Raw genomic sequence first — 23,206 nt, forward strand, 5'->3', positions numbered from 1 at the left:
GTTGTCGAAGTCTTTGCTTCACCGTGTATACTAACCTTATTTCTCTCTTTTGTTCTTTCTATTTTATTATCTAAAATTAGAGATTGTAAACTTAAGACGTGTATAATTAATTGCTAGTTCTAGCCTACTTGGAAATTCCTTCGGGATTTCCTCTGGTTCGTTTTTGTTTATTAATTTAGTTGCTGAAACACGTAACGAAATTATACACAAACACGTTGTACCCAATTAAAAAATTTCGTTTAATTTCATAATTAGAGTTAAAATGATTGTATCTTTGATAGTATCAAATGATAGTATCATAAATGAAGCCACCTTACGAAATAACACCATCAATTTTAAAATTAATAACTTCCATTTCAGAAAAAATTGGTGAAGTAAATGCAAATTTATTGAACAAGCCTTCAACTAAATTAAGAAAACAGAATAGAATTAAAACTATTCATTCTTCTTTGAAAATTGAAGGGAACACACTTACTGAAGAACAAATAACTGCACTTCTAGAAAACAAGAGAGTTATTGGTCCAAAAAAAGATGTTGTTGAAGTTTTAAATGCAATTAAAATCTATGAAAATTTAGATTCATATAATCCTTCACAAGAAAAATCTTTTTTAAAAGCTCATCAAAACTTGATGGAAAGTCTGATTCAGGATGCTGGAAAATATAGATCCCAAAGTGTCGGAATTGTTAAAGGTTTAAAAGTAGAACATTTAGCACCTCCTTTTGAAAATGTTCCATACTTAATGAAAGATCTTTTTGAATACTTGCAAAAATCAGACGAAATAGAATTAATTAAAAGTTGTGTTTTCCATTACGAAATGGAATTTATACATCCTTTTTTAGATGGAAATGGTAGAATGGGACGATTGTGGCAAACTTTAATTTTAATGGAAAAATATCCAGTCTTTGAGTTTTTACCTTTTGAAACCTTAATTAGTAACGACCAAGAAAAATATTACAAAGCTTTAGCTGAAAGTGACAAATCTGGAAAATCAACAAAATTTATTGAATATATGTTAAGTGTAATTGATATTTCAATAAGCGATTTATTGGATTTCAACAATAGAACATTAAATGAAAATGATAGATTAGAGTATTTTGTTTCTTTGAATAAAACTGAGTTTACTAGAAAGAATTATATGGATGTTTTTAAAGATATTTCTTCAGCAACAGCTAGTAGAGATTTAAAAAAAGGTGTGGAACTAAATCTATTTGGGAAAATTGGAGAAAAGAATAAAACAATTTATAAATTAAAATAACTGGGCACAACATGCGGATATAACATTTAAAAAGATACAACCTCGACTATGCTCAAGACAAACTACCAGCCTAACCACTTGCTCTGAGCGTGTCACACTGAGTGCAGTCGAAGGGTTAGGGTAACGTAACGCCCAAAAAAATAAAAAAGAATTTCTGAAATTAGAGAAGAAAACACTACTGCATAACCACATTGCTGTACTTTGCATTAACCACAATGGTTTTGTTGGTTTCGGTGTTATTAGTAGTAAACGAAGATATGTTATTTTCTATAGGCTTTTCTGGGTGTTTAAAGCGTGTACGTGTGCCTTTATACTGCAAATTATAATTTACTTTTGGTAGTGTTATAACGGCATCACTATTTTGAAGAATAACGTTTAAGTTTGTAAATGTATCATCTATTTTTAAAATTTTAAGGTCGCCAATACTACCATCAATAATGGCACTACCCAATAAATTTTGTATTTCTATATTTGAAGAATTAGAAGTTAACACCAATTGCTTTACATTATTTAACTCTGCATTTTCAACGTGTTTTAAATTCAACTCTCCTAAATTCCAATGTGTTACATAAACTGGCGAATAAGAAGCATTAATGGAAGTTCTACTTCCATTAATGCTTAGTGCTGTAAATTTGGTATGCGATAAATCTGCTTCTAAATTTTCAATATTAGCAGCGAATTCTATTTCGCCATGTCTTACATTAACTTTTAATTTAGCGCCTTTTGGCATTTTAATTTTGATGGTTTTCTTAACTTTTGAGTTTGATTTTTTATTAACCAATCGTTCAATTAAAACACGACGCTCGTCTGATAGTTTTTTACGCTCTTTAGCATGCTTTTTATGTTCTTCTGTACGTGCTTTGTGGGTTTTGGCGTGTTCTTCAGCTCTTTCTTTATGCGCTTTTTGAGCTTCAGTTCGTTCTTTATGTGCTTCTAATCGTTCTGCTTGACCCTCCATTCGTTCTGCAAAACGTTTACCCCATGCTTCCATTTTTTTAGCATATTCTTCACTATCCCATTTGTTTTCAAACTTTTTAGCCCATGCTTCCATTTGCTTGCCATATTTCTCACCCCATTCTTTACCGAATTTTTCGCCCCATGCTTCCATTTTCTTTTCATAATCTTTACCAAACCTCTTTTCAAAATTTTTGGTATATTCTTCCAAATATTTTTCACCATCTTTTTTATAGGCTTTATAATCAAAATGGAATTGATGCACACCTTCTGGTAATTCAGGTAGTTCTGGCATTTCGGGTAACTCAGGTATTTCTGGTAAGTCTGGCATCTCGAAATGGAAATCGAAATTCATTTCTGGTAAATCTGCCAATTCATATTTTAATTCTTTCAATACGGCTTGTACAGCTTCACTATCTCCAGTATTACTATAAGCCCAAACTGTAGATGTATGCCCTTTGGTTTTTATTGAAACCATATCTTGCGATCCGTAAACATTTACACCCCAGTCTTTTAAGACTTCTTGCAATTCTTCTTTAGTTAAATCTTCGCTTTCAATGTAAGCTTCAATTTCTACTGTGCCTTTATTCCAAGTGTCGAATACAATGTTACAATGGCTTGTGTTTAAATCGATGGTAACATCTTTATCTACTTTAATAGATTGCGATACTTTAGTTAGTTTTTCTTGAGCATATAAACCGCTCGATATAAAAAACACCAAAGCAAATTGTTTTATTTTTATAATTGTCTTGTTCATTTTTTGATTTTTAGATGGATTGTTTTTCTTCTTCAATGTTATCATCAGAAGTTTTAAATACTTTTAATTGCGACCGTAAACGATGCAAAAGATTTAAACGAAATTTCAAATTATCAATTAATGCATTTACTGTTAATTCACTGGGTCCAGACTCAGTTAATTCTAACGATAAGCGTTGGTATTCTTTATCAAGCTCATCTAACTGTAATAAATAACCATCAAAAATAGCTTTAGTTTCTGGTGTATATTCCATTTTAGATAACTCCAAATTTATACTTGCCAAATAATAGTCTTCAACCTTTTTTAAACCTGGTGACACATCTCCCAAAGTTTTAGTTTCAACCGGATTAATTGTTGCAACCTCAATAGGCTTTTCTGTTTGAAAATAATTATACGCGCCAAAACTAAACCCTAAAAGCACCACTACACTAGCAGCTATTTGTAACCAATTAAAATTAGATTTTCGCTTTTTAGGAAATGCTTTATCTAGCTTTTCAAGAAATCTATCTTGATGATTTTTTGGCATCTTTTCGTTCAATACTTTATCATCCTTAAATAATTCTCTAATATCTCGTGCCATTTTTTTTAAGTGTTAACAGTTCTTGTAATTTTGCTTTACCTCTCGATAATTGTGTTCGTGATGCAACTTCCGTAATATTTATAATCTCCGAAATTTCTTGATGATCGTAACCTTCAATTAAATACAGCATCACCACATATTGGTATTTATCTGGTAAATTATTAATTGCCTTTTTTACATCATTTAATGTAATGGCATCTTCTACTAACCATTTGTCCTCAACTTCTGTATCAATAACTTTTAGATGCACCTCATCCAATTCAACAAGTTTTTGCTTTTTAGATTTTAAGAAATCAATACTTTTATTAACAACAATACGTTTTAACCATGCACCAAAAGTAACTTCTGCTTTATATTGATGCAGTTTAGAAAACGCTTTTATAAAGGCCTCTTGCACCACATCTTCGGCATCATTAGCATCTTTTAAAAATCGGTTTGCCACAATATACATCCCGTCGCAGTACTGGTTGTATAACTGCAATTGTGCTTTACGATTGTTTTGTTTACATTGTTCAATAATGTCAACTTTAAACATGCTAATTCTACTTTTGGTTTAAGTTAGTCATTATAAAAGACGACAAAAAAAGTGTCGTGTTGCAAAAATGAATGTTTTTTTCAGAATAATAAAAATTTGGGCGTTACCCTAGCCTTTCGACTACGCTCAAGATGGCAGGTCGGGCTATCCGCTATATCTTTTATTTGGTAACTTCGAGATCCTCAGTCACCAAATAAAAGGGTGTCGCTACTATCCTTAACGCGTGCTAATCTACAAATGACAGTGTTAAACAGCTATCGAAATTTCAATTTATGATGGCTATATATCATCTGTCATCCATCAAAAAAATAATTACACAACAAAGCTAAATAAATCTGCGTTTCAATTTTATTAATTATTACTTTTTAAAGTATCTTTAGCTCATAATAAATTACTCTCTATGAATACCTTTTTAAAACGCGTTTTATTTATATTATCATTTATTGCTTTAGGGCTTTTTTTATATTCTTATTTTGTTGAAAATATTTTCGCAAGTCGGTTAAGCCCTAAAGATACTGTAGAATTCAAGTTAAATGATTTAAAACTGGAGGTATTTTATAACAGACCATCGAAAAAAGACCGTGAAGTTTTTGGTGCATTGGTGCCATTTAATCAAGTATGGCGAACAGGTGCCAACGAAGCGACGACATTTGAAACCAATCAAACACTCGATGTTAATGGTATGCCTTTACCAAAAGGAAAATACACACTTTGGACTGTACCAAAAGATAGTGTTTGGACTGTAATATTTAACTCAAAGCAATATCCTTGGGGTGTTACTAACGAAATGAAACCGTATTGGGATCCTAATTACGATGTTTTAAATGTTGATATTCCCGTTGAAAAACTTGACACTACGGTTGAACAATTTACTATAGCCTTCGATAACTCAACAGATAACCTTTTTTTAACCTTGGCTTGGGATGATGTAAAAGTTTCAGTGCCGTTAAAATGAGTATTTAGTTGGCAGTAACCAGTTTATTATCACCTTTAAATTAAAAACAGCTGATTGAAATATTATTGTAAATTAGACAAACATTTGTGTATTCGTGGCAAAAGAAAAAAAATCAGCTTTAAAAGAAAATGAAGGCGTTTCTCAGTCAGAAATTACCAATAGCACTTCTATTAAAAACATAAAAAAGAAACGGAATACTAAAATCAACTCAAAAACTTTAGTAGCATCCATCTTAAAAAAAGATATAACGGCGTTAAGTAGAGCTATTACTTTAGTTGAAAGTAAAAACGTAGAGCATTTAGATATTGCAAATAGTATTATAAAACAGTGTTTACCACACGCTAACAACTCCATTAGAATAGGCATAACTGGTGTTCCTGGAGTTGGAAAAAGCACCTTTATTGAAACCTTTGGCAAACATTTAACCACTTTAGGAAAACGTGTTGCGGTTTTAGCAATTGACCCCAGTAGCTCGCTTACAAAAGGTAGCATTTTAGGCGATAAAACCCGAATGGAAGAATTAGTTAAAGACGAGAATGCGTATATCCGTCCGTCTGCATCAGGAAAATCGCTTGGTGGTGTTGCCAGAAAAACACGTGAAAGTATTATTTTATGTGAGGCTGCTGGTTTTGATGTTATTATTATTGAAACCGTTGGCGTTGGGCAAAGTGAAACTAGCGTACACAGTATGGTCGATTTCTTTTTATTATTGAAACTAGCTGGTGCTGGCGACGAACTACAAGGTATTAAGCGTGGTATTATAGAAATGGCAGATACTATTGCAATTAACAAAGCCGATGGCGATAATTTAAAACCTGCCAAACTTGCTAAGGTAGAATTCAACAGAGCTCTTCACCTCTACCCTCAAAAAAACTCGGATTGGCAACCTAAAGTAATGCTGTGCAGTGCAATAAAAAACGAAGGGATTGATACTATTTGGAATGTTATTAAAGAGTATATTGAAATCACTACTAAAAATAATTATTTCTACACCAAAAGAAATGAACAAAATAAGTTTTGGCTTATTCAAACCATTGAAGAGCAATTAAAATCTGATTTTTTTAACCGACCAGATATTAAAAAAGAGTTGGCAACACAATTACATTTAATAGAAAATAACAAAACCACCCCTTTTGCCGCTGCTTATTATTTGTTGAATCTTACGCACTAACATTTTACATATCGTTTTAAAAGATGCTTTGCTAATTTATAAAATAAAAACCCAGAAATGGCTCCAAAAGTTAATCCGCAAATAACATCCAGTGGATAATGCACGCCAACATAAATTCTGCTATATGCTAAAACAGCACTCCAAAACAATAAAATAAAAATGAGGTTTTTATAATACGTTTTAAGCATTAGTCCAGCGAATACAGCTACTGCCATTGAGTTTGATGCATGCCCAGAGAAGAAACCATATTTTCCACAACGTACTGCTATAAAACGCATTTGGTCTATTAAATCGGCTTCCCCACATGGTCGCGGACGCATAAAACCACGTTTAAAAACATTAGTTATTTGATCAGTAAACGTTATCATTAAAGCCACAACCAAAACAAAAATCAATAGAGATTTAGCTCCAAATTTTTTATATAACAGAAATAACAGAAAAGCATATAATGGTATTGATGCAAGTTTGTCTGTTATAACCAGCCATAAATTATCCCACGATTCGGCACCCAAGTTGTTTAAAAACAAAAAGAGTTCGGTGTCATATTCTAAAAGCTGATCTATCATTTATAGTTATAGGTTTAATCTTTATACTTTGCGATTTCATTGTCGTAAAACTCGGTAGCTAATTTTATGGCAGTTTCTGTTTCGGTTTCTAATTCTTTTTCATCATCTGCATCAAAATCTTCAAACCATTCTACTTCATCATCTTCAAGATTAATAATAAACCTAGGGAATTCCGTATGAATTACATAAATAGCATTTGGATATTCTGTATTATCACCGAGTATAAACTTTGGAAGTGTCATTTTTTGAAAATTATTAGTTATTAGACAAAATTAACTTTTTAGTTAGATAATTAAATCGAATATATAATAAAATAGCAGCTGTTGTTAAACCTGCTAGTAATCCTAACCAAATACCAAAACTTCCATAAGCTTCTTCTTTACCAAAAAACCAACTTATAGGGAAGCCAATTAGCCAATACGAAATAAAGGTAATAATAGTTGGTATTTTAACATCTTGCAATCCGCGTAAAGCACCTAAAACAACAACCTGAATACTATCACTTATTTGAAAAATTGCAGCAGCTATTAATAATTTTGAAGCAATTGAAACTACCTCGATATTATCAACTAAGTTTTTAGCATCGTCAAAATCGACATATATTTTTGGCAACTGAGTATGAAATGCGAAGAAAATAATGGCAAAACCGACAGCAAATATGGTTCCCATTAAAAATAGAGAAAATGCAATACGGCGTAACTCAAAATATTTTTTCAATCCTTTTTGATTACCAACTCTAACCATAGATGCTACACTTAACCCCATAGCAATCATAAACGTCATAGAAGACAAGTTTAGTGCAATTTGGTTTGCCGCTTGCGGGTTTTTACCTAATAGGCCACTTAACCATATTGCTGCAGTAAAAATAGCTACTTCAAAAAACATTTGCATTGCACTTGGAGCGCCTAGATTTATAATTTTTTTAAGCATTAATTTATTAAGCACAAAAAACTTGATATTGGTTACAAAGGTTTTCGATTTTTCTTTTCCTTTTAATAAAAACCATAAATACCAAACCATAATAAATCTTGATATTAAAGTCCCATAGGCAGCACCAACAATTCCTAATTCTGGAAATCCGAACTTTCCAAAAATCAAAATATAGTTTAAAAGCACATTTATAATATTTGCTAAAACAGTAGCATACATAGGGTATTTAGTCATAGATAATCCATCACTAAACTGTTTAAAACCTTGGAAAACTATAAGTGGAATTAATGAAAAAGCCACTAAATCTAAATACGGAATAGCCAATTCTACAACCTCAACAGGTTGCTTCATTAAATACATAAGTGGTTTTGCAAAAAATACAACTAGAAATAATAAAATACCTAAAACAGTACATAAAAATAAACCGTGTTTAAATGACGATTTCCCTTTAGCAAAATCCTCCTCCGCATCAGCTTCAGCAGCTAAAGGTGTTATGGCTGTTGAAAAACCAATACCCAAAGACATAGCAATAAACATAAAACTATTACCCAAAGATACAGCAGCAAGTTCTGCAGTTCCTAATTGACCAACCATAATATTGTCAATAAAGCTAACAAAAGTGTGCCCTAACATTCCTAGCATAACTGGTGCTGCCAATTGCCAATTGTATTTAAATTCTTTTGTGTAATTTTTTAATTGCATGATGCAAAAGTAAACTTATGCATTGTGTTTACCAATTTTGTAATATTCTTTTAAATGTTAATAACTCAATATAATTTTTAAACATTTTACAGAAGTATTTTCATACATTCGTCACGCTTTAAAAAGCATTCTCTAACTAACAATTTATAGCACTTAGAAACATAATAGCATTATTTTATAGGGATTAAAAATATTATGGCTTATCGTTTCATTATTAAGGAGGAAATTAATTTCCTCCTTTTTATTTCTAATTAACATTCCTTTTAGAATTTTGAATTATCACTTTTAGTATATTGTGATAAATACTGTTTTTTATGAAACATTTATTAATACTCTTTTTTACTTTCAATATCTTTTTTGGTTTTTCTCAACAAACCATTACTCCTTTTTTAGAAGATATTGTAAAACAATTTCCAAATGTAAGAGATATTGCCATTGCTCCTAACGGAAATGAAATTATGTTCTCTGCACAAAGTGTTATGGGAAATACATCGGCTATTATTACTATAACAAAAGAAAGCGGAGAATGGAGTAATCCCAAAGTAGCATCATTTTCTGGTCAGTTTTTCGATTTAGAGCCTTTCTTTTCTCACGATGGTTTAAAGCTTTATTTTGTATCGACAAGACCATTAGATCACTCAAACAATACACCCAAAGATTTTGATATTTGGTTTGTAGAGCGACATGATTTAAAAAGCAATTGGTCTAAACCAATAAATATGGGAAGCCCTATAAATACAGAACATGGAGAATTTTATCCATCAATAGCTAAAAATGGAAATTTTTACTTTACACGAGATAACCCTAAGTTAAAACAAAAGGATGATATTTATATGAGTGAAAACATTAATGGAAAATTAAATGAACCCAAAGTATTACCAAACACTATTAATTCTGAAGGATACGAATACAATGCGTTTATTGCTCCTGATGAATCTTACTTAATTTATGGCTGTTATAACAGAAAAGATGGTTTGGGTAGTGGCGATTTATATATAAGCTATAATACAATTGAGGGCTGGACAAAAGCTAAAAACTTAGGTGATAAAATAAATTCAACAAAAATGGATTATTGCCCATTTGTAGATATAAAAACCAACACCCTTTACTTTACAAGTAAATTAGATAACACAAAAACTAAATTTGAAAAACCTCAATCCATTGAAGATTTACTTGATGAATTTAACAAATACGATAATGGACTGAGTAGATTGTATAAGATTACTTTTAATTCTAATGCGTTTAAAAATTAATTTTAGACTCTTAGAAAATTAATTTTTGGAAAATACCTAATATTTTTTTCTTTATAAATTCTGTAAGAATTAATAAGAATCATTATGAAGTTAAAGCAATACATTACTACCACAAGAATCATCTGATTTCTCAAATTATTAATAATTATTGTTGGACTTATCACTCCAGTAGTATCTAATTTATTGGTCAATAATAATGCATTACAAATAAAGCCAACAGAAAAAATTATTATCCAAGTTATTTGAAAATTAATAATTGATTTCGCCAAAACATTTACATTTTTTAATTTATCTTTTTTAGAAATCCACATAATCAATGGAATAATTATACCTAATAATGGAAAAAACAAAAAAGAAAGAGCAGACAAATTTAAAGCCTGCAAGTAGCCCTTATCTTCTTGTAAAGTCCAATCAACTAACTCATCGGGTGTAACATTTAGTGCATTTGCTAATCGCTTAAAAGTATCACCTCGTGGTTCGGTTTCGCCATTTTCTATTCTTTGAATAGTTCTTAAACTTAAACCTGAAATTTCAGTTAACTCTTCTTGAGAAAACCCTTTTCTCTTTCTTAATTCTTTAACTCGGTTTGCTAAATTTTTGTTCTTCATTTTAGTAGTATAAATTATTTAGAACAAATGTAGTTTCCTGTTGTATGATTGATACCGTCAAGCATATGTCATTCTTACGTCATATACGCCAAACACAAATATTCAATTGAAAAATTATAGTTCAGAAACTTCTTTTTTAGCAATTTCAAATTCATTCATTATATCCTCAACTATTTTAGCCACAGGTTTTATATCGTGAATTAATCCTGCTATTTGCCCAATTTCTAATTCGCCTTCTTCTAAATCGCCTTCAAACATGCCATGTTTTGCTCGCGCTCGTCCTAATAACTCTTTTAATTGTTCTGGTGTTGGAGAAACTTTATATAATTGCTGAATATCGTTATAAAATTTATTCTTAATTAATCTTACAGGAGCTAATTCTTTCAAAGTTAATTGGGTATCGCCTTCTTTGGCATCAACAACAACTCGCTTAAAATCAATGTGTGCCGAACTTTCTTCACTAGCTACAAATCGGCTTCCTACTTGCACGCCATCGGCTCCTAGAATCATGGTTGCTAACATCGCTTTTCCTGTGGCAATTCCACCTGCAGCGATCAATGGAACTTTTATCTGCTCTTTAACCATAGGAATAAGTGCTAATGTTGTAGTTTCATCTCTACCGTTATGCCCACCAGCTTCAAAACCTTCAGCTACAATAGCGTCAACGCCTGCTTCTTGTGCTTTTAAAGCAAACTTAACACTACTTACTACATGCGCAACGGTTATACCTTTATCTTGTAACCAAGATGTCCAAGTTTTTGGGTTTCCTGCTGAAGTGAAAACAATTTCAACCTCTTCTTCAACAATAATATCCATAATTTCCTGAATGTTCGGATACAACATTGGTACATTTACTCCAAACGGCTTTTGTGTTGCATTCTTACATTTTTGAATATGTTCACGTAATACTTCTGGGTACATGCTTCCAGCTCCAATTAGTCCTAAAACACCAGCGTTACTAGAAGCTGAAGCTAATTTCCATCCACTATTCCAAATCATTCCTGCTTGAATAATGGGATATTTAATGTTGAATAATTCGGTAATTTTATTTGGCATCTAATTCTTTATAAATTTAAAAGACTTTACGTTGTTTTTAGATTTAGCATTGATAATGTAAATGCCTTTTGATAATGAAGAAATATCAACCTGATTATTGGCACTATTAATTGAATACTGCAAAATCTGCTTGCCTAAAACATCAAAAAAGGTAATTGTTAACTTGTTTTCGATTGAAGGTATTTTAAAGTAAATAAACTCTTTTCCAGGATTAGGATAAATTGATATATCATTCATCTTTCCAAAATCATCAACCGATAATGAACTATTAAGTGCATCCATTAAATTAGGAATACCATAACCCAATTGAAAATCTGGAGTACTAAATTGAGAACCCGATTCTCGAACCAACTGCATAATTTCAGCATTCGTTTTATTTGGTAAGGCTTGCATTAAACATGCAATCCCACCAGCTAAAATTGGTGAACTAAATGATGTTCCATTATTAGTACCAATACTGTTACTAGGATTTATTACAGCAGACGACTGACCTTGAGCAACTACATCTGGCTTTTGAGAAGGCTGAGTAGCACTACCGACAGAGCTAAATGTGGCATAACTCCCAGCCGAATTTACAGCACCAATAGCTAATGTATATTGAGAATCGGCAGGCGCACCAACACCAGAATCCCCTTCATTACCAGCAGAAGTAACCAATAACAAACCTTTTTCAAAAGCAATGTTAGCTCCTTTAGTAATAAAAGCTGTATTACCATCCATTTGAGCTGAAGTATAACTGTAATTCGGGTAATTTGGAGAATAATCTTTATAACCCAAAGATGTGTTTATTAAATCTACCCCCAAGCTATCTGCTCGCTCAACAGCTTCAACCCAATAACTTTCTTCAATAGGGTTTTCGTCACTACTATCTTCAGTTATAAATAAATAATATGATGCATCTGGTGCAGTACCTACATAACTATTTAAAATATAACCAGCCATAGTACTTAAAACTTGAGTACCATGTGAACTGGAAGTATTAGCATAAACATCTGGGTTTCTGCTTACAAAATCATAACCCCCTAGTAAATCTCCAGCATCCCTTATACGCTGAAAAGCCCCCATTATATTCACATTTATAAATCCCGCATCAAGTATTGCAATCGTAACACCGTCGCCTGTATAATCTGCAACATGTAAATCATCAACATTAATCATATCTACTTGATTTTGAGTATTGCCATAAGTAAAATTTACAAATGCTTTTTCAACTTCAAATTTATCCTTGATTTTAAATATTGCTTTTTCTTTAATTATTTTAGTAGTATTTAAACTTTTATCAGCAAAATCAATGCGGTCTAAAAACGATGATGTTGATGGGTTTATTCGCAAATCATTTATATTGGTTTCAGTTCCCCTAATGTGTACCGCATTAAACCATTTAGACTTTGCCATAACTGTAATTCCCGTGGCATTTTTTAGTGCTGTAATATATAATTCGTTTACTGGAACGTCTCTAACATCAATTGTTACCCCGTGTTTAGCTTTTCTATCAATGGCCTTTTGGGTAAGAAATGCTGAAGGATCGTTAATGGGATACGTATCGGTAGGTTTGTCTGTTAAATATACCCAAGCATCTTCTTGTTGGGCAAATAAAAAAAACTGAAAATTTAAAATGCAAAAAAGGAATAATTTCTTCGCCATAATTGGTGTTTTATTGGCAATTTACGAAATTACTCCAGAACCTATTAATTCATCATTTAAATACCAAGCTACGAACTGCCCTTCGGTAATGGCAGATTGTAATGCTTCAAACTCAACATACAATCCACTGTCTACTTTGTGTAAAGTTGCTTTTTGAAGTGATTGACGGTAACGTATTCTAGCATTAACCTGCATAGTTTCATCAACTTTTAAAGCTAAATCTTCACGAACCCAATGCAATTCTTCATTAGTAACAAACAGGGCTTTTTTGTATAAACCTGGATGCGCTTTACCTTGTCCGGTATAAATTATATTCTCATTTACATCGGTATCAATTACAAATAAAGGTTCAACCGTTCCGCCAACAGCAAGCCCTTTACGTTGCCCTTTTGTAAAATAATGTGCCCCTTGATGTTTGCCAACAATTTTGCCGTCTTCTATTTTATAATCAATTTTTCTGGACAAATATTTTAGTTTTTCTTCTTCAGATTGAAATTCTGGAATCGTTTCATTAAAAAATTCCTGTTCTTTTGAAACCTCGACAATAACACCTTCTTTTGGTTTAAGTTGCTGCTGTAAAAAATCTGGTAGTTTTACTTTACCTATAAAGCAAAGTCCTTGAGAATCTTTCTTTTCAGCTGTAACTAAATCTAATTTAGTGGCTATATCTCTAACTTCTGGTTTTGTTAATTCGCCGATAGGAAATAACGATTTTGCCAATTGCTCTTGCGATAATTGGCATAAAAAATACGACTGATCTTTATTATCATCAACTCCAGCAAGTAATTGATAAATATCTTTACCATTTTTTTGAATAGTTCCTTTTCTGCAATAATGCCCCGTAGCAACATAATCTGCACCAAGTTCTAAAGCAATCTTCATAAAAACATCAAACTTAATCTCTCTATTACAAAGTACATCTGGGTTTGGTGTTCTGCCTTTTTCGTATTCGTTAAACATATAATCTACAATACGCTCTTTATATTGCTCGCTTAAATCTACTGTTTGAAAAGGTATTCCTAATTTTTCAGCAACTAACATGGCATCGTTACTATCGTCTAACCAAGGACATTCGTTAGAAATGGTAACAGAATCGTCATGCCAGTTTTTCATAAACAAACCTATAACCTCATACCCTTGCTGCTTTAACAAATAAGCTGCAACACTAGAGTCTACACCACCTGAAAGCCCTATTATTACTCGTTTCATAATTAAAAATTGGCTACAAAGATAAGCATAAATAAAGAAAATTAGAGTTTTTATAGCCTTATGAAAACATCGATGAAATACATTTTGTTTATTTTTTTCAAAAAAAGTTTGAACAAAATTTGAATTTATGTTTAACTTTTATTTATATTTGTTGAACAAAATAAAAATCATAAAAAAATGAAAACATTAACAGCATTAAAAAAAGTAGTACTGCTTACTCTAGTAGCAGCATTTTCACTCTCATGTAGTGATGACGATAATCCAGTTCTGTTTAAAGTACAAGATAACATTGTAGGGATAGCATCTGTTAATTCAGATCTAAGCAGTTTAGTAGCTGCATTACAACGTGCAGACCTTGTAGAAACATTAAACGGAAGTGAAAAATTTACCGTATTTGCACCAACAAATGAAGCATTTTCTAAATTTTTATCAGACAACGGTTTTGCAAGTTTGGATGATGTACCTGCGGATGTATTAAAACAAGTATTATTAAATCATGTAATCTCTGGAGATTTAAAATCATCTGGTTTAACTAAGGGGTACGGTAAAACTTTAGCAACAGAAGCATCTACTCAAAGCAATTTAAGTATTTACATAAACACTGCGTCTGGTGTTAATTTGAATGGCGTTTCAGATGTTGTAACTGCAGATATTGACGCGACAAACGGTGTTATCCATATAGTGGATGCTGTAATAGGTTTACCAACTGTTGTTGATTTTGCTTTAGCTGACAATACTTTTTCTATATTAGTATCAGCTCTAACTAGAAGCGATTTAACATTCGATTATGTTACCACGCTGTCAACTCCAAACGGTACAGCTCCTGCTCCATTTACAGTGTTTGCACCAACAAATGATGCCTTTGTAAGTTTATTATCAGAGCTTGGAGCATCATCTTTAGATGATATTGATGAACCAACTCTGAAAGCAACCTTAGATTTACACGCAGTAGCTGGTGCAAACGTACTTGCTTCAAATTTAACTGATAATATGACGGTAGCTACCTTAGGTGGCGATATAACAGCTAACGTAACTGGCGGCGCTACATTAACTGATTCAAACGGAAGAGTAAGCATGATAGTAGTTACAGATGTGCAAGCTGCTAACGGTGTTATACATGTAATTGATAAAGTAGTTTTACCAAAACTACCTGAAAATATAGTTAGTAAAGCTTATAATACTCCCGAATTAAGTATTCTATATGCTGCTTTACAGGCTGCTGATGGCGATTTAGCAAACGTACTTTCTGGAGAAGGTCCTTTTACAGTATTAGCTCCAACTAATGATGCCTTTGCAGCTTTTTTAACAGACAATAATTTTGCGGCTTTAGGTGATGTACCAACTGATGTTTTAGCACAAGTACTTTTAAACCATGTAATTGATGGAAGCGTAATGTCTACAGATTTAGTTGCCGCTGGATCTGGTTACACATCAACTATGGCAACAGGTGCAGGCGATAATAAAATGAGTATTTTTTATAATACTTCTAGCGGTGTACAATTTAATGGAATTTCAACAGTTTCAACTGCTGATGTAGAGGCGACTAATGGTGTAGTTCATATAGTTGATAAAGTAATAGGATTACCAACAGTTGTAGATCATGCTTTAGCAAATCCAAGCTTTAGCAATTTAGTTGCCGCTTTAGGTGCTGCCGATGGCGATTTAGTAAACGTATTAAGCGGAGCTGGACCATTTACAGTATTAGCACCAGACGATGCTGCATTTGCAACATTCTTAAACGGAACACCTTTGGCTAATGTACCTACTGATGCTCTATCTAATATATTATTAAACCATGTTTTAAGCGGCGTAACTATGTCAACCGATTTAGTTACTGCGGGTGCTGGATATACAAGCACGAATGCTACTGGTCCAGGAATGAGCAATTTAAGTTTATACTATAACACAGATAATGGTGTTGTTTTTAATGGTGTTTCTACTGTTGCTGCCGCCGATGTAGTTGCAAGCAATGGTATTATACATGCTGTTGATGCAGTAATAGGTATTCCAACTGTAGTAACATTTGCAGTGGCAGATCCTAATTTTTCAACTCTAGTTACTGCCCTAACTACATTAACTCCAACTACAGATTTTCCTGCAGTTTTATCAAGAACAGAAGGTATGAATGGTGATGGTATTAATCCGAATTTCACAGTGTTTGCACCAACTAATGCTGCTTTTGATGCGTTAGCAAGTATTCCAGAAGAAGCTGCGTTAACACAAGTATTATTGCATCATGTTATTGGAGGTGCAAATGTAACTTCTGGAGATTTAACTCCAAATGGAGATACTGTTGCTGCAAGTTTACAAGGCGACAACATTACGGTTACATTACCAGCAACTGGTGATAACATTGCTGATATTACCGATGGCGCTGGAAACTCTGATATTGGCATTGTAGCGGTAGATGTTCAGGCTGGTAATGGAGTAATACATGTAGTAAATAAAGTTTTACTACCAAGTAATTAAAAATAAAAAACAGCGATATAAAATGGTGAAGCTCTGCAACTTTAAAAGACACATACAATTTAACATTACCGCTGTTAATGTGAAATTAACAAATTGTATAACCAAAAGCTATTTTAGAGTTGCATTTCACCATAAACAAAATTAAAGTATTTGATTTAGTTAAGTTAGTTTGGTTATTAGATTGTAGACAGGGAAAATACTTGTCTATGAAAAAGAGGAGGCTGCCCATTAGGGCAGTCTCTATTTTTATTCCTTTTTAATGTACTTAGGTTTATAAGTAAAATCTTTTTTATCAATCAATTTACCATTTTCATAGTATTTCCAGATACCATGCTTCTTTCCTTTTTTATATTGCCCTTCTGTAATTAATTCACCTTTAGGATTATAATATTTTGAAACTCCGTGTAATTCTCCGTTCTCATAAATAAATTCTTTTAGAACAATATTCTTTTCCGAATACCAAACTGAAATACCATCTAATTTTCCGTTTTTATAGGTTTGCTTTTCAGCAATCTGTCCGTTTTCATAATACACAAAGCGTTCTCCATCTAAGACGCCTTTAGAATTGTAATGTTCTAATGTGAGTAAATTATCATTTCTATTTTGATAGTATTTCCATTCGCCTATATAGGTTTTTCCATTCATTTGTCCTTCGCTAATAAGCTTGCCTTTGGAAGATAAAAACTTTACATAAGCTTTATTGTCAGTTTTATTAAACTGTTTTGTCGCAGTTAAAACTGCTTTCTTTTTTATGTTTTTATAAAACTTAAACAACCCTATTTCTTTACCGTGAAAAAATTCGCCTTCGTACCTTAAAACATTGGTGTCTTGAAATGTTTTTTTCCAAATACCATGGCGTTTTCCGTTGGCATCAAATTGGTTTATACTTTGTGCAAAAGTTAGTGAGCTAATAAAAAACAATAAGTAAATAAATGTATGTTTCATTTTTTAATGATTTATGTAATACTAACGAAAAATATTATCAAAATGTATATTACAAAAAAGCTGCCAAACATTTAATTTGACAGCTTTTAAAGTTTTTAATGTGAATCTGAAATACTGAAATAAATTCAGCACAGGCGAGTTCAGATTAGCGAACACCAATTATTTATATTACTTACGTTTTTGTTGCGCTTGTTTTTGTTTTTCAGCCTGTTCCATCATTTCAGCCATTTTTTTCTGAAAACGACCTTGCTTTTTAGGCTTCTTTTTATTCTCTTGAATTTGTGCATGAATTTTATCTTCGTCAAGAATATAATTCTTAATCACTAATATAATTCCGATACTAATTAAGTTAGAAATGAAGTAGTATAAACTTAAACCTGATGCGTAGTTATTAAAGAAAAACAGCATCATTATTGGTGAGAAGTACATCATATACTTCATCATTTTACCCATATCTGGCATCCCTTCTTGTGTTGGTTGCGATGCCATTTGTTGGCCTGTTGTTAAACGCATATAAAAGAAAATAGCTATAGATGCCAATATTGGAAATAAACTAACATGGTCTCCATAAAATGGAATATGGAATGGTAATTCTGCAATGGTATCATAAGATGATAAATCTTTTACCCAAAGGAAGCTTTTTTGACGCAAATCGAAAGCCGATGGAAAAAATTGAAACAACGCATAAAATACAGGTAATTGTATTAGTGCTGGCATACAACCTGCCATTGGGCTCGCACCTGCTTTTGTTTGTAATGCTAAAGTTTCTTGTTGTGCTTTTGCTTTATTATTTTTATGTTTTTCGCGAATCTCATCTAACTCTGGCTTTAAAATTTTAAGTTTTGCCTGTGACAAAAACTGCTTGTATTGCACAAAAGACATAATCAGCTTTATCAATATTGTCATCACAATAATAGCAATCCCGTAAGGTAAAAAGCCTCCTAAAAACCCAAATAAAGGAATAAAAAGGTAACGGTTAATCCATCCAAAAATTCCCCAACCTAACGGTACAATTTCATCTAAATTTCTATTGTAACTATTTAATACTTTATAGTCACTTGGACCATAATACCAATCCATGGTCTTGTTTATTTCACCACCAGCTAGTTCTAAAGGTAATGTAGTAGTAAAAGCTTTAGTATATACAGTATCAATCTCTTCGTCTTGAACTAAATTTTGAGATAAAAATCTCCCTGTTTTAAAAGGCGCATCGGCTAATAATATGGATGTAAAGAAATGCTGTTTAAATGCTACATAACTTACATCTTCTGCGATATCTTCGGTACTTTCTTGTTGCCCTAGATAATCATCTTTACCATCTTCATACTCAAAAACAACCTCGGTATATCTATTCTCGTAAGAAATACTTTTTGCATGACGGTAGGTTTTTAAATTCCAATCTAAATTTACAGCTTGAGAACTATTAATAACATCGCTTAAACCTTGAGAACGGATGGTAAAATCCATCATGTAATCGCCTTCTTTAATCTCATAACGATATTCTAAAAATTTAGAATCTGATACTTTAAGCTTCATTGAAACTACTGTAATCTCTCCATTTTTTGCTACAGATGGCTCGAAATACAAATCTTTAGTATTTAGTGTTCTACTATCTAGCGTACCGAAATTGATATTGAAAGCGGCATTATTATCTTTTATCAAATAGATAGGAACTGAATCGAAATCTACAAATTTCTTTAATTTAACTTCTGACAGATACCCTCCTTTATTATTGAATTTCAAAGCTAATAAATCGCTTTCTACAACAGTTTCTTTATCTGATGCATTGGCTGCTGAATAAGCAAAAGCTCCTAATTTATTTTGTAGATTGATTAATTTTAAAGAATCTGAAACTGTTGGCACACTATAATCTTGGACAGTAGTTACCTTAGCTTCTTCTGGTATTTCAGCCTTCTTTTCAGCTTCAACTTGTTCTTGTTTTGCTTTTTCTTGAGCTTCTAATTCTTCTGGTGTTGGTTGGTTTTGCCAAAGCCAAAACATCATTATTCCAAAAATAAGCACGAAACCTATTATCGAATTAATGTCTAGTTTTTTTTCTTCCATATTTTAATTTGTGTCATTCTGATTAAAATGCAAAATCTCAAAATAAGATATTTTGCTTTACCCAATTATGACAAGCTTAATTTTATAATAAACAATATTACAACAGCAATTGATTAATCAATAAGCTATCCAACTTTAATTTTGTGCCATACTGACACCCTTTTTTCTTTTATGATTGTTTAATGCTGCCTTTACAAATGCCACGAACAATGGGTGCGGATTTGCAACTGTACTCTTATATTCTGGATGATATTGTACACCAACAAACCATGGGTGCTCAGGTATTTCAACAATTTCTACTAAACCTGTTTTTGGATTTAAACCCGTTGCAAACATACCTGCAGCTTCCAATTGTTCTTTGTAATTACTATTAAACTCGTAACGGTGTCTGTGACGCTCACTAATAGTCTCAGATTTATAAATATCTCGAACTTTGCTTCCCATTTTTAACTCACAATCCCAAGCTCCTAAACGCATGGTTCCTCCTTTATCTGTAATGGTTTTTTGTTCTTCCATTAAATCTATTACAGGATTTTTTGTAGTAGCACTCATCTCTGTAGAATCGGCATCCACTATGTTTAAAACATTTCGCGCAAATTCAATTACTGCCATTTGCATCCCTAAACAAATACCAAAAAATGGCACGTTATTTTCACGCACATATTTAACAGCATCAATTTTACCTTCAATACCACGTTCTCCAAAACCTGGAGCTACTAAAACGCCATCTAAATGCGACAGTTTTAATTTAGCGTTATCGCAATTTATATATTCTGAATGAACAGACTCTACATTCACTTTTACTTCATTTTCCGCACCTGCATGAATAAAAGCTTCTAAAATAGATTTATACGAATCTTGTAACTCAACATATTTGCCTATTAAACCAATGGTTATTTCTGATTTTGGATTTTTATGACGTGTTAAAAATTGATTCCATCTAGTTATATCTGGTGTTGTGCTTTTTAATGCTAATTTTTTAAGCACTACTTTATCTAAACCTTGTTCTAACATTAAGTTAGGTACATCGTAAATAGTAGATGCATCAATAGATTGAATTACAGCTTCTTCACGAACATTACAAAATAACGCTAATTTTTTACGCAAATCTTCAGGTAATTCATGCTCTGTTCTACAAACTAAAATATCTGCTTGCACTCCACTTTCCATCAATGTTTTTACACTATGCTGTGTGGGTTTTGTTTTTAATTCGCCCGCAGCTGAGAGGTATGGTACTAAAGTTAAATGTATAACTAAACCATTATTATCGCCTAAATCCCAACGTAATTGTCTTACTGCTTCTATGTATGGCAAGGATTCAATATCTCCAACGGTTCCTCCAATTTCGGTAATAACAATATCGTAATCGCCAGAATTCCCTAAAAGCTGTACACGATGTTTTATCTCGTCTGTAATATGGGGTACAACTTGTACGGTTTTACCTAAAAATTCACCTCTGCGTTCTTTTTCAATAACACTCTGGTAAATACGACCTGTAGTAACATTATTAGCTTGACTTGTAGGTACGTTTAAAAAACGCTCGTAATGCCCTAAATCTAAATCAGTTTCTGCACCATCTTCGGTTACGTAGCATTCTCCGTGCTCATAAGGATTTAATGTTCCTGGATCTACGTTAATGTATGGATCTAATTTTTGAATAGTTACTCTATATCCTTGTGCTTGTAATAGTTTAGCCAAAGATGCAGCAATTATGCCTTTTCCTAGAGAAGATGTAACACCACCGGTTACGAATATGTATTTTGTTGTAGTTGTCATGTTGCGCTTATAAACGCAGGCAAATTTACAAAATTTAAATAGTTATTTAGTTATTCTTATTAACAAAAAAGTCGTTTAAAAATTGGCAATCTTATAGCCTATCAATTCCTATAAAATCTATAGATATAATAATATCTTGAAGTTTAAAACATTTATCTATAATTTTATTTAAAACTTTCTTGACACATTTCTAATTCTTAATCGTCTTACTTTAAAATAAAGTAAAAAAAAATGCAATAGATTAAAAAAATTGCGTCTTTATAATAGAAGAGCCTTTAAAAAGAGTCTTTTAAATGAATCATCAATCAGAAAACAATAAAAAGCTTAATGCGTTTTTTAATGAGGAATACACATCTCTTAAAACTTATGTAAGCTCAAATATTAAGGCTAGTATTAACAGAGATGCGGAGGACATTATTCAAGATGTAGCTTTAAAACTGTTTACTGGTGCTGATAGATATTCTCCTATAAACAATGTGGCAAGTTTTGTTTACAGAGCACTAAAAAATAAGGTTATTGACGTCATGAGAACATCAAAGAAAAATAGAGTTGATTATGACACCCAAAATGAAAATAAGCTAATAGAATTTGCATCAATTATTTATGAATCTGCAGATAATTCATATCCTGAGCAAATGAAAGAAGCACTGAAATCAGCTATTTTAGGCTTAAAACCAGACTATAAAAATATTATTATAGCTATTGATTTTGAAGGTTATACTTACAAAGAGATTGAAAAAGAAACAGGTATTCCAATAGGCACTTTAATGTCTAGACGCCACAGAGCTATTTCGCTTTTGTACAAAAAATTGAAACATAAAAAAGAAATTATTAATTAAAACAAACAAACATGTCAAATTACTTTAAACATAAATTTCGCGGTAAATCTCCTGGAGAAATTATAGGAATGATAATTTTTGGAGGTATTTTTATAACTGGGTTAGCCATACTATTTGGTTTTATAATAATGTGGTTATGGAATTGGTTGATGCCTATGATATTTGGGCTTACAACCCTTACGTTTTGGGAAGCCGCTGGTATTTTTATACTCTTTAAAATATTGCTTGGTGGTTGTAATTTTGGTGGCGATGGTAATTCATCTAAAAAATCAAAACATTATTGTAATGAAGGTGGTAAAAGAGAATTTTCTAAATGGAAACATTATGACAGTTTCTGGAAAGAGGAAGGCAATAAAGCTTACGAAGAATATTTAGAGCGTATAAACAAAGAAGATATTTAAATGATTAATTTCTTTTACCAAAATAATACGTTGCATACAAAGCTTTTAATATTAAAAACTGATATTAAGACTAGTGAAAAAGTTAAAATTATAGAACCTTTTTTAAACAATCATTCTAGGATTATAAAATGGTCAATAGATATTGAAGATATAGATAATGTTTTAAAAATTGAGGTTAATTACAATTTGGAAGAGGAAGATTTAATTACCCAAATTAAGAAAATAGGATTCTATTGTGATACTTTAGCTGATTAATTATTAAATACGCAACTAATTAATAACCTAAGACACTTATCTAGGATACTTTTGCTTAATATTCCTAATTAAATCTTCAAGTCCATTTAATTTAAGTTCATAAACCTGTTTAAGCATATCACCTAATTTACCTTTAGGGAAGCCTTTATTATTATACCAGACAATATAGTATTCTGGCAAATCGATTAAGTAACGGTCTTTATATTTACCAAAAGGCATTTTGGTATGTGCCAGTTTTATTAAAAAATCTTTATCTGGAGTCATATTACTAGTCATACTTT

At 31.9% G+C, this 23,206-nt stretch carries 22 protein-coding genes; 8 read left to right on the top strand and 14 right to left on the bottom strand.

Annotation, left to right across the window (positions count from 1 at the left end; translation table 11 throughout):
* Positions 1–302: 302 nt before the first annotated feature.
* Positions 303–1,256 (top strand): Fic family protein, encoded by a 954-nt coding sequence (locus RG22_RS04280; protein ID WP_034041127.1) that lies wholly within the window; start codon positions 303–305, stop codon positions 1,254–1,256.
* 175 nt (positions 1,257–1,431) lie between these two features.
* Here the strand turns inward: RG22_RS04280 and RG22_RS04285 are convergent, their stop codons facing one another.
* Genes RG22_RS04285 through RG22_RS04295 form a run of 3 tightly spaced genes read right to left on the bottom strand, consistent with a single transcriptional unit; the run spans position 1,432 to position 4,082 of the window.
* On the bottom strand, positions 1,432–2,967 hold the full coding sequence (locus tag RG22_RS04285) for a hypothetical protein (protein ID WP_156113343.1): 1,536 nt from the start codon (positions 2,965–2,967) through the stop codon (positions 1,432–1,434).
* A gap of 10 nt (positions 2,968–2,977) precedes the next feature.
* On the bottom strand, positions 2,978–3,547 hold the full coding sequence (locus tag RG22_RS04290; protein ID WP_034041131.1) for a hypothetical protein: 570 nt from the start codon (positions 3,545–3,547) through the stop codon (positions 2,978–2,980).
* Positions 3,531–4,082, bottom strand: a complete 552-nt coding sequence (locus tag RG22_RS04295; RefSeq protein ID WP_034041133.1) for an RNA polymerase sigma factor — start codon at positions 4,080–4,082, stop codon at positions 3,531–3,533. The genes RG22_RS04290 and RG22_RS04295 overlap by 17 nt, the downstream gene beginning before the upstream one ends.
* Positions 4,083–4,482: 400 nt before the next feature.
* On the opposite strand from RG22_RS04295, the gene RG22_RS04300 reads away from it, so the two are divergent.
* Both RG22_RS04300 and meaB read left to right on the top strand, forming a co-directional pair.
* On the top strand, positions 4,483–5,037 hold the full coding sequence (locus RG22_RS04300; RefSeq protein ID WP_034041135.1) for a DUF2911 domain-containing protein: 555 nt from the start codon (positions 4,483–4,485) through the stop codon (positions 5,035–5,037).
* A gap of 94 nt (positions 5,038–5,131) precedes the next feature.
* The gene (gene meaB, locus RG22_RS04305; protein WP_034041137.1) at positions 5,132–6,208 is read left to right on the top strand and encodes a methylmalonyl Co-A mutase-associated GTPase MeaB; all 1,077 of its coding nucleotides are present in this window, start codon (positions 5,132–5,134) and stop codon (positions 6,206–6,208) included.
* On the opposite strand, the gene RG22_RS04310 is transcribed toward meaB, so the two are convergent.
* Genes RG22_RS04310 through RG22_RS04320 form a run of 3 tightly spaced genes read right to left on the bottom strand, consistent with a single transcriptional unit; the run spans position 6,205 to position 8,406 of the window.
* Positions 6,205–6,774, bottom strand: coding sequence for a phosphatase PAP2 family protein (locus RG22_RS04310; RefSeq protein WP_034041139.1), 570 nt, complete (start codon positions 6,772–6,774; stop codon positions 6,205–6,207). The two genes, meaB and RG22_RS04310, sit on opposite strands and share 4 nt — an antisense overlap.
* A gap of 14 nt (positions 6,775–6,788) precedes the next feature.
* Complete coding sequence (locus RG22_RS04315; protein ID WP_034041141.1) at positions 6,789–7,016, bottom strand: hypothetical protein; 228 nt, start codon at positions 7,014–7,016, stop codon at positions 6,789–6,791.
* Between the two features lie 13 nt (positions 7,017–7,029).
* Entirely contained in the window at positions 7,030–8,406 is a 1,377-nt protein-coding gene (locus RG22_RS04320; RefSeq protein ID WP_034041143.1) for an MATE family efflux transporter, read from the bottom strand.
* A gap of 314 nt (positions 8,407–8,720) precedes the next feature.
* Between RG22_RS04320 and RG22_RS04325 the strand changes: the two genes are divergently transcribed.
* Positions 8,721–9,659 (top strand): TolB-like translocation protein, encoded by a 939-nt coding sequence (locus tag RG22_RS04325; protein ID WP_052143637.1) that lies wholly within the window; start codon positions 8,721–8,723, stop codon positions 9,657–9,659.
* 2 nt (positions 9,660–9,661) lie between these two features.
* Here the strand turns inward: RG22_RS04325 and RG22_RS04330 are convergent, their stop codons facing one another.
* The 4 genes from RG22_RS04330 to mnmA form a co-directional block, all read right to left on the bottom strand.
* Positions 9,662–10,267 carry a helix-turn-helix domain-containing protein gene (locus RG22_RS04330; RefSeq protein ID WP_034041144.1) on the bottom strand — a complete coding sequence of 202 codons (606 nt, stop codon included), beginning with the start codon at positions 10,265–10,267 and terminating at the stop codon, positions 9,662–9,664.
* 114 nt (positions 10,268–10,381) lie between these two features.
* Positions 10,382–11,323, bottom strand: a complete 942-nt coding sequence (locus RG22_RS04335) for an NAD(P)H-dependent flavin oxidoreductase (RefSeq protein ID WP_034041145.1) — start codon at positions 11,321–11,323, stop codon at positions 10,382–10,384.
* Positions 11,324–12,967, bottom strand: a complete 1,644-nt coding sequence (locus RG22_RS04340) for a S8 family serine peptidase (protein WP_034041146.1) — start codon at positions 12,965–12,967, stop codon at positions 11,324–11,326. It lies immediately after the preceding gene.
* Positions 12,968–12,988: 21 nt separating this feature from the next.
* Positions 12,989–14,176 (bottom strand): tRNA 2-thiouridine(34) synthase MnmA, encoded by a 1,188-nt coding sequence (gene mnmA / locus RG22_RS04345; protein WP_034041148.1) that lies wholly within the window; start codon positions 14,174–14,176, stop codon positions 12,989–12,991.
* Positions 14,177–14,353: 177 nt separating this feature from the next.
* Here mnmA and RG22_RS17570 point away from each other — a divergent pair, with 177 nt between their 5' ends.
* On the top strand, positions 14,354–16,645 hold the full coding sequence (locus tag RG22_RS17570; protein WP_081997672.1) for a fasciclin domain-containing protein: 2,292 nt from the start codon (positions 14,354–14,356) through the stop codon (positions 16,643–16,645).
* A 246-nt stretch (positions 16,646–16,891) separates the two neighbouring features.
* On the opposite strand, the gene RG22_RS04360 is transcribed toward RG22_RS17570, so the two are convergent.
* The 3 genes from RG22_RS04360 to RG22_RS04370 all read right to left on the bottom strand — a co-directional run bounded on the left by RG22_RS04360 (position 16,892) and on the right by RG22_RS04370 (position 21,430).
* Positions 16,892–17,590 (bottom strand): toxin-antitoxin system YwqK family antitoxin, encoded by a 699-nt coding sequence (locus tag RG22_RS04360; RefSeq protein ID WP_034041150.1) that lies wholly within the window; start codon positions 17,588–17,590, stop codon positions 16,892–16,894.
* Positions 17,591–17,758: 168 nt separating this feature from the next.
* The gene (gene yidC, locus RG22_RS04365; protein WP_034041152.1) at positions 17,759–19,654 is read right to left on the bottom strand and encodes a membrane protein insertase YidC; all 1,896 of its coding nucleotides are present in this window, start codon (positions 19,652–19,654) and stop codon (positions 17,759–17,761) included.
* A gap of 135 nt (positions 19,655–19,789) precedes the next feature.
* Positions 19,790–21,430, bottom strand: coding sequence for a CTP synthase (locus tag RG22_RS04370; protein ID WP_034041154.1), 1,641 nt, complete (start codon positions 21,428–21,430; stop codon positions 19,790–19,792).
* A 293-nt stretch (positions 21,431–21,723) separates the two neighbouring features.
* Between RG22_RS04370 and RG22_RS04375 the strand changes: the two genes are divergently transcribed.
* From RG22_RS04375 to RG22_RS04385, 3 genes are read left to right on the top strand one after another with little or no spacing between them, the layout of a single operon-like run.
* A complete protein-coding gene (locus RG22_RS04375) occupies positions 21,724–22,269 on the top strand; it encodes an RNA polymerase sigma factor (RefSeq protein ID WP_034041156.1) in 546 nt (181 codons plus the stop codon).
* An 11-nt stretch (positions 22,270–22,280) separates the two neighbouring features.
* The gene (locus RG22_RS04380; RefSeq protein WP_052143638.1) at positions 22,281–22,670 is read left to right on the top strand and encodes a hypothetical protein; all 390 of its coding nucleotides are present in this window, start codon (positions 22,281–22,283) and stop codon (positions 22,668–22,670) included.
* A complete protein-coding gene (locus RG22_RS04385) occupies positions 22,671–22,925 on the top strand; it encodes a hypothetical protein (RefSeq protein WP_034041158.1) in 255 nt (84 codons plus the stop codon). It begins immediately after the preceding gene.
* Positions 22,926–22,961: 36 nt separating this feature from the next.
* On the opposite strand, the gene RG22_RS04390 is transcribed toward RG22_RS04385, so the two are convergent.
* Entirely contained in the window at positions 22,962–23,189 is a 228-nt protein-coding gene (locus RG22_RS04390) for a DUF3820 family protein (protein WP_034041160.1), read from the bottom strand.
* Positions 23,190–23,206 lie beyond the last annotated feature (17 nt).

The organism is Wocania ichthyoenteri Th78 (genome assembly GCF_000789235.1).
GTDB classification, from domain to species: Bacteria; Bacteroidota; Bacteroidia; order Flavobacteriales; family Flavobacteriaceae; genus Wocania_A; species Wocania_A ichthyoenteri.

Excerpts from the sequence above, each read along its gene's own strand:
- RG22_RS04370 (WP_034041154.1), bottom strand. The coding sequence starts at position 21,430 with ATGACAACTACAACAAAATACATATTCGTAACCGGTGGTGTTACATCT.
- RG22_RS04295 (WP_034041133.1), bottom strand. The coding sequence starts at position 4,082 with ATGTTTAAAGTTGACATTATTGAACAATGTAAACAAAACAATCGTAAA.
- RG22_RS04360 (WP_034041150.1), bottom strand. The coding sequence starts at position 17,590 with ATGAAACATACATTTATTTACTTATTGTTTTTTATTAGCTCACTAACT.
- RG22_RS04285 (WP_156113343.1), bottom strand. The coding sequence starts at position 2,967 with ATGAACAAGACAATTATAAAAATAAAACAATTTGCTTTGGTGTTTTTT.
- RG22_RS04310 (WP_034041139.1), bottom strand. The coding sequence starts at position 6,774 with ATGATAGATCAGCTTTTAGAATATGACACCGAACTCTTTTTGTTTTTA.
- RG22_RS04315 (WP_034041141.1), bottom strand. The coding sequence starts at position 7,016 with ATGACACTTCCAAAGTTTATACTCGGTGATAATACAGAATATCCAAAT.
- mnmA (WP_034041148.1), bottom strand. The coding sequence starts at position 14,176 with ATGAAACGAGTAATAATAGGGCTTTCAGGTGGTGTAGACTCTAGTGTT.
- RG22_RS04280 (WP_034041127.1), top strand. The coding sequence starts at position 303 with ATGAAGCCACCTTACGAAATAACACCATCAATTTTAAAATTAATAACT.
- RG22_RS04300 (WP_034041135.1), top strand. The coding sequence starts at position 4,483 with ATGAATACCTTTTTAAAACGCGTTTTATTTATATTATCATTTATTGCT.
- RG22_RS17570 (WP_081997672.1), top strand. The coding sequence starts at position 14,354 with ATGAAAACATTAACAGCATTAAAAAAAGTAGTACTGCTTACTCTAGTA.
- RG22_RS04340 (WP_034041146.1), bottom strand. The coding sequence starts at position 12,967 with ATGGCGAAGAAATTATTCCTTTTTTGCATTTTAAATTTTCAGTTTTTT.
- RG22_RS04375 (WP_034041156.1), top strand. The coding sequence starts at position 21,724 with ATGAATCATCAATCAGAAAACAATAAAAAGCTTAATGCGTTTTTTAAT.
- RG22_RS04390 (WP_034041160.1), bottom strand. The coding sequence starts at position 23,189 with ATGACTCCAGATAAAGATTTTTTAATAAAACTGGCACATACCAAAATG.
- RG22_RS04320 (WP_034041143.1), bottom strand. The coding sequence starts at position 8,406 with ATGCAATTAAAAAATTACACAAAAGAATTTAAATACAATTGGCAATTG.
- RG22_RS04380 (WP_052143638.1), top strand. The coding sequence starts at position 22,281 with ATGTCAAATTACTTTAAACATAAATTTCGCGGTAAATCTCCTGGAGAA.
- yidC (WP_034041152.1), bottom strand. The coding sequence starts at position 19,654 with ATGGAAGAAAAAAAACTAGACATTAATTCGATAATAGGTTTCGTGCTT.
- RG22_RS04330 (WP_034041144.1), bottom strand. The coding sequence starts at position 10,267 with ATGAAGAACAAAAATTTAGCAAACCGAGTTAAAGAATTAAGAAAGAGA.
- RG22_RS04325 (WP_052143637.1), top strand. The coding sequence starts at position 8,721 with ATGAAACATTTATTAATACTCTTTTTTACTTTCAATATCTTTTTTGGT.
- RG22_RS04385 (WP_034041158.1), top strand. The coding sequence starts at position 22,671 with ATGATTAATTTCTTTTACCAAAATAATACGTTGCATACAAAGCTTTTA.
- RG22_RS04290 (WP_034041131.1), bottom strand. The coding sequence starts at position 3,547 with ATGGCACGAGATATTAGAGAATTATTTAAGGATGATAAAGTATTGAAC.
- RG22_RS04335 (WP_034041145.1), bottom strand. The coding sequence starts at position 11,323 with ATGCCAAATAAAATTACCGAATTATTCAACATTAAATATCCCATTATT.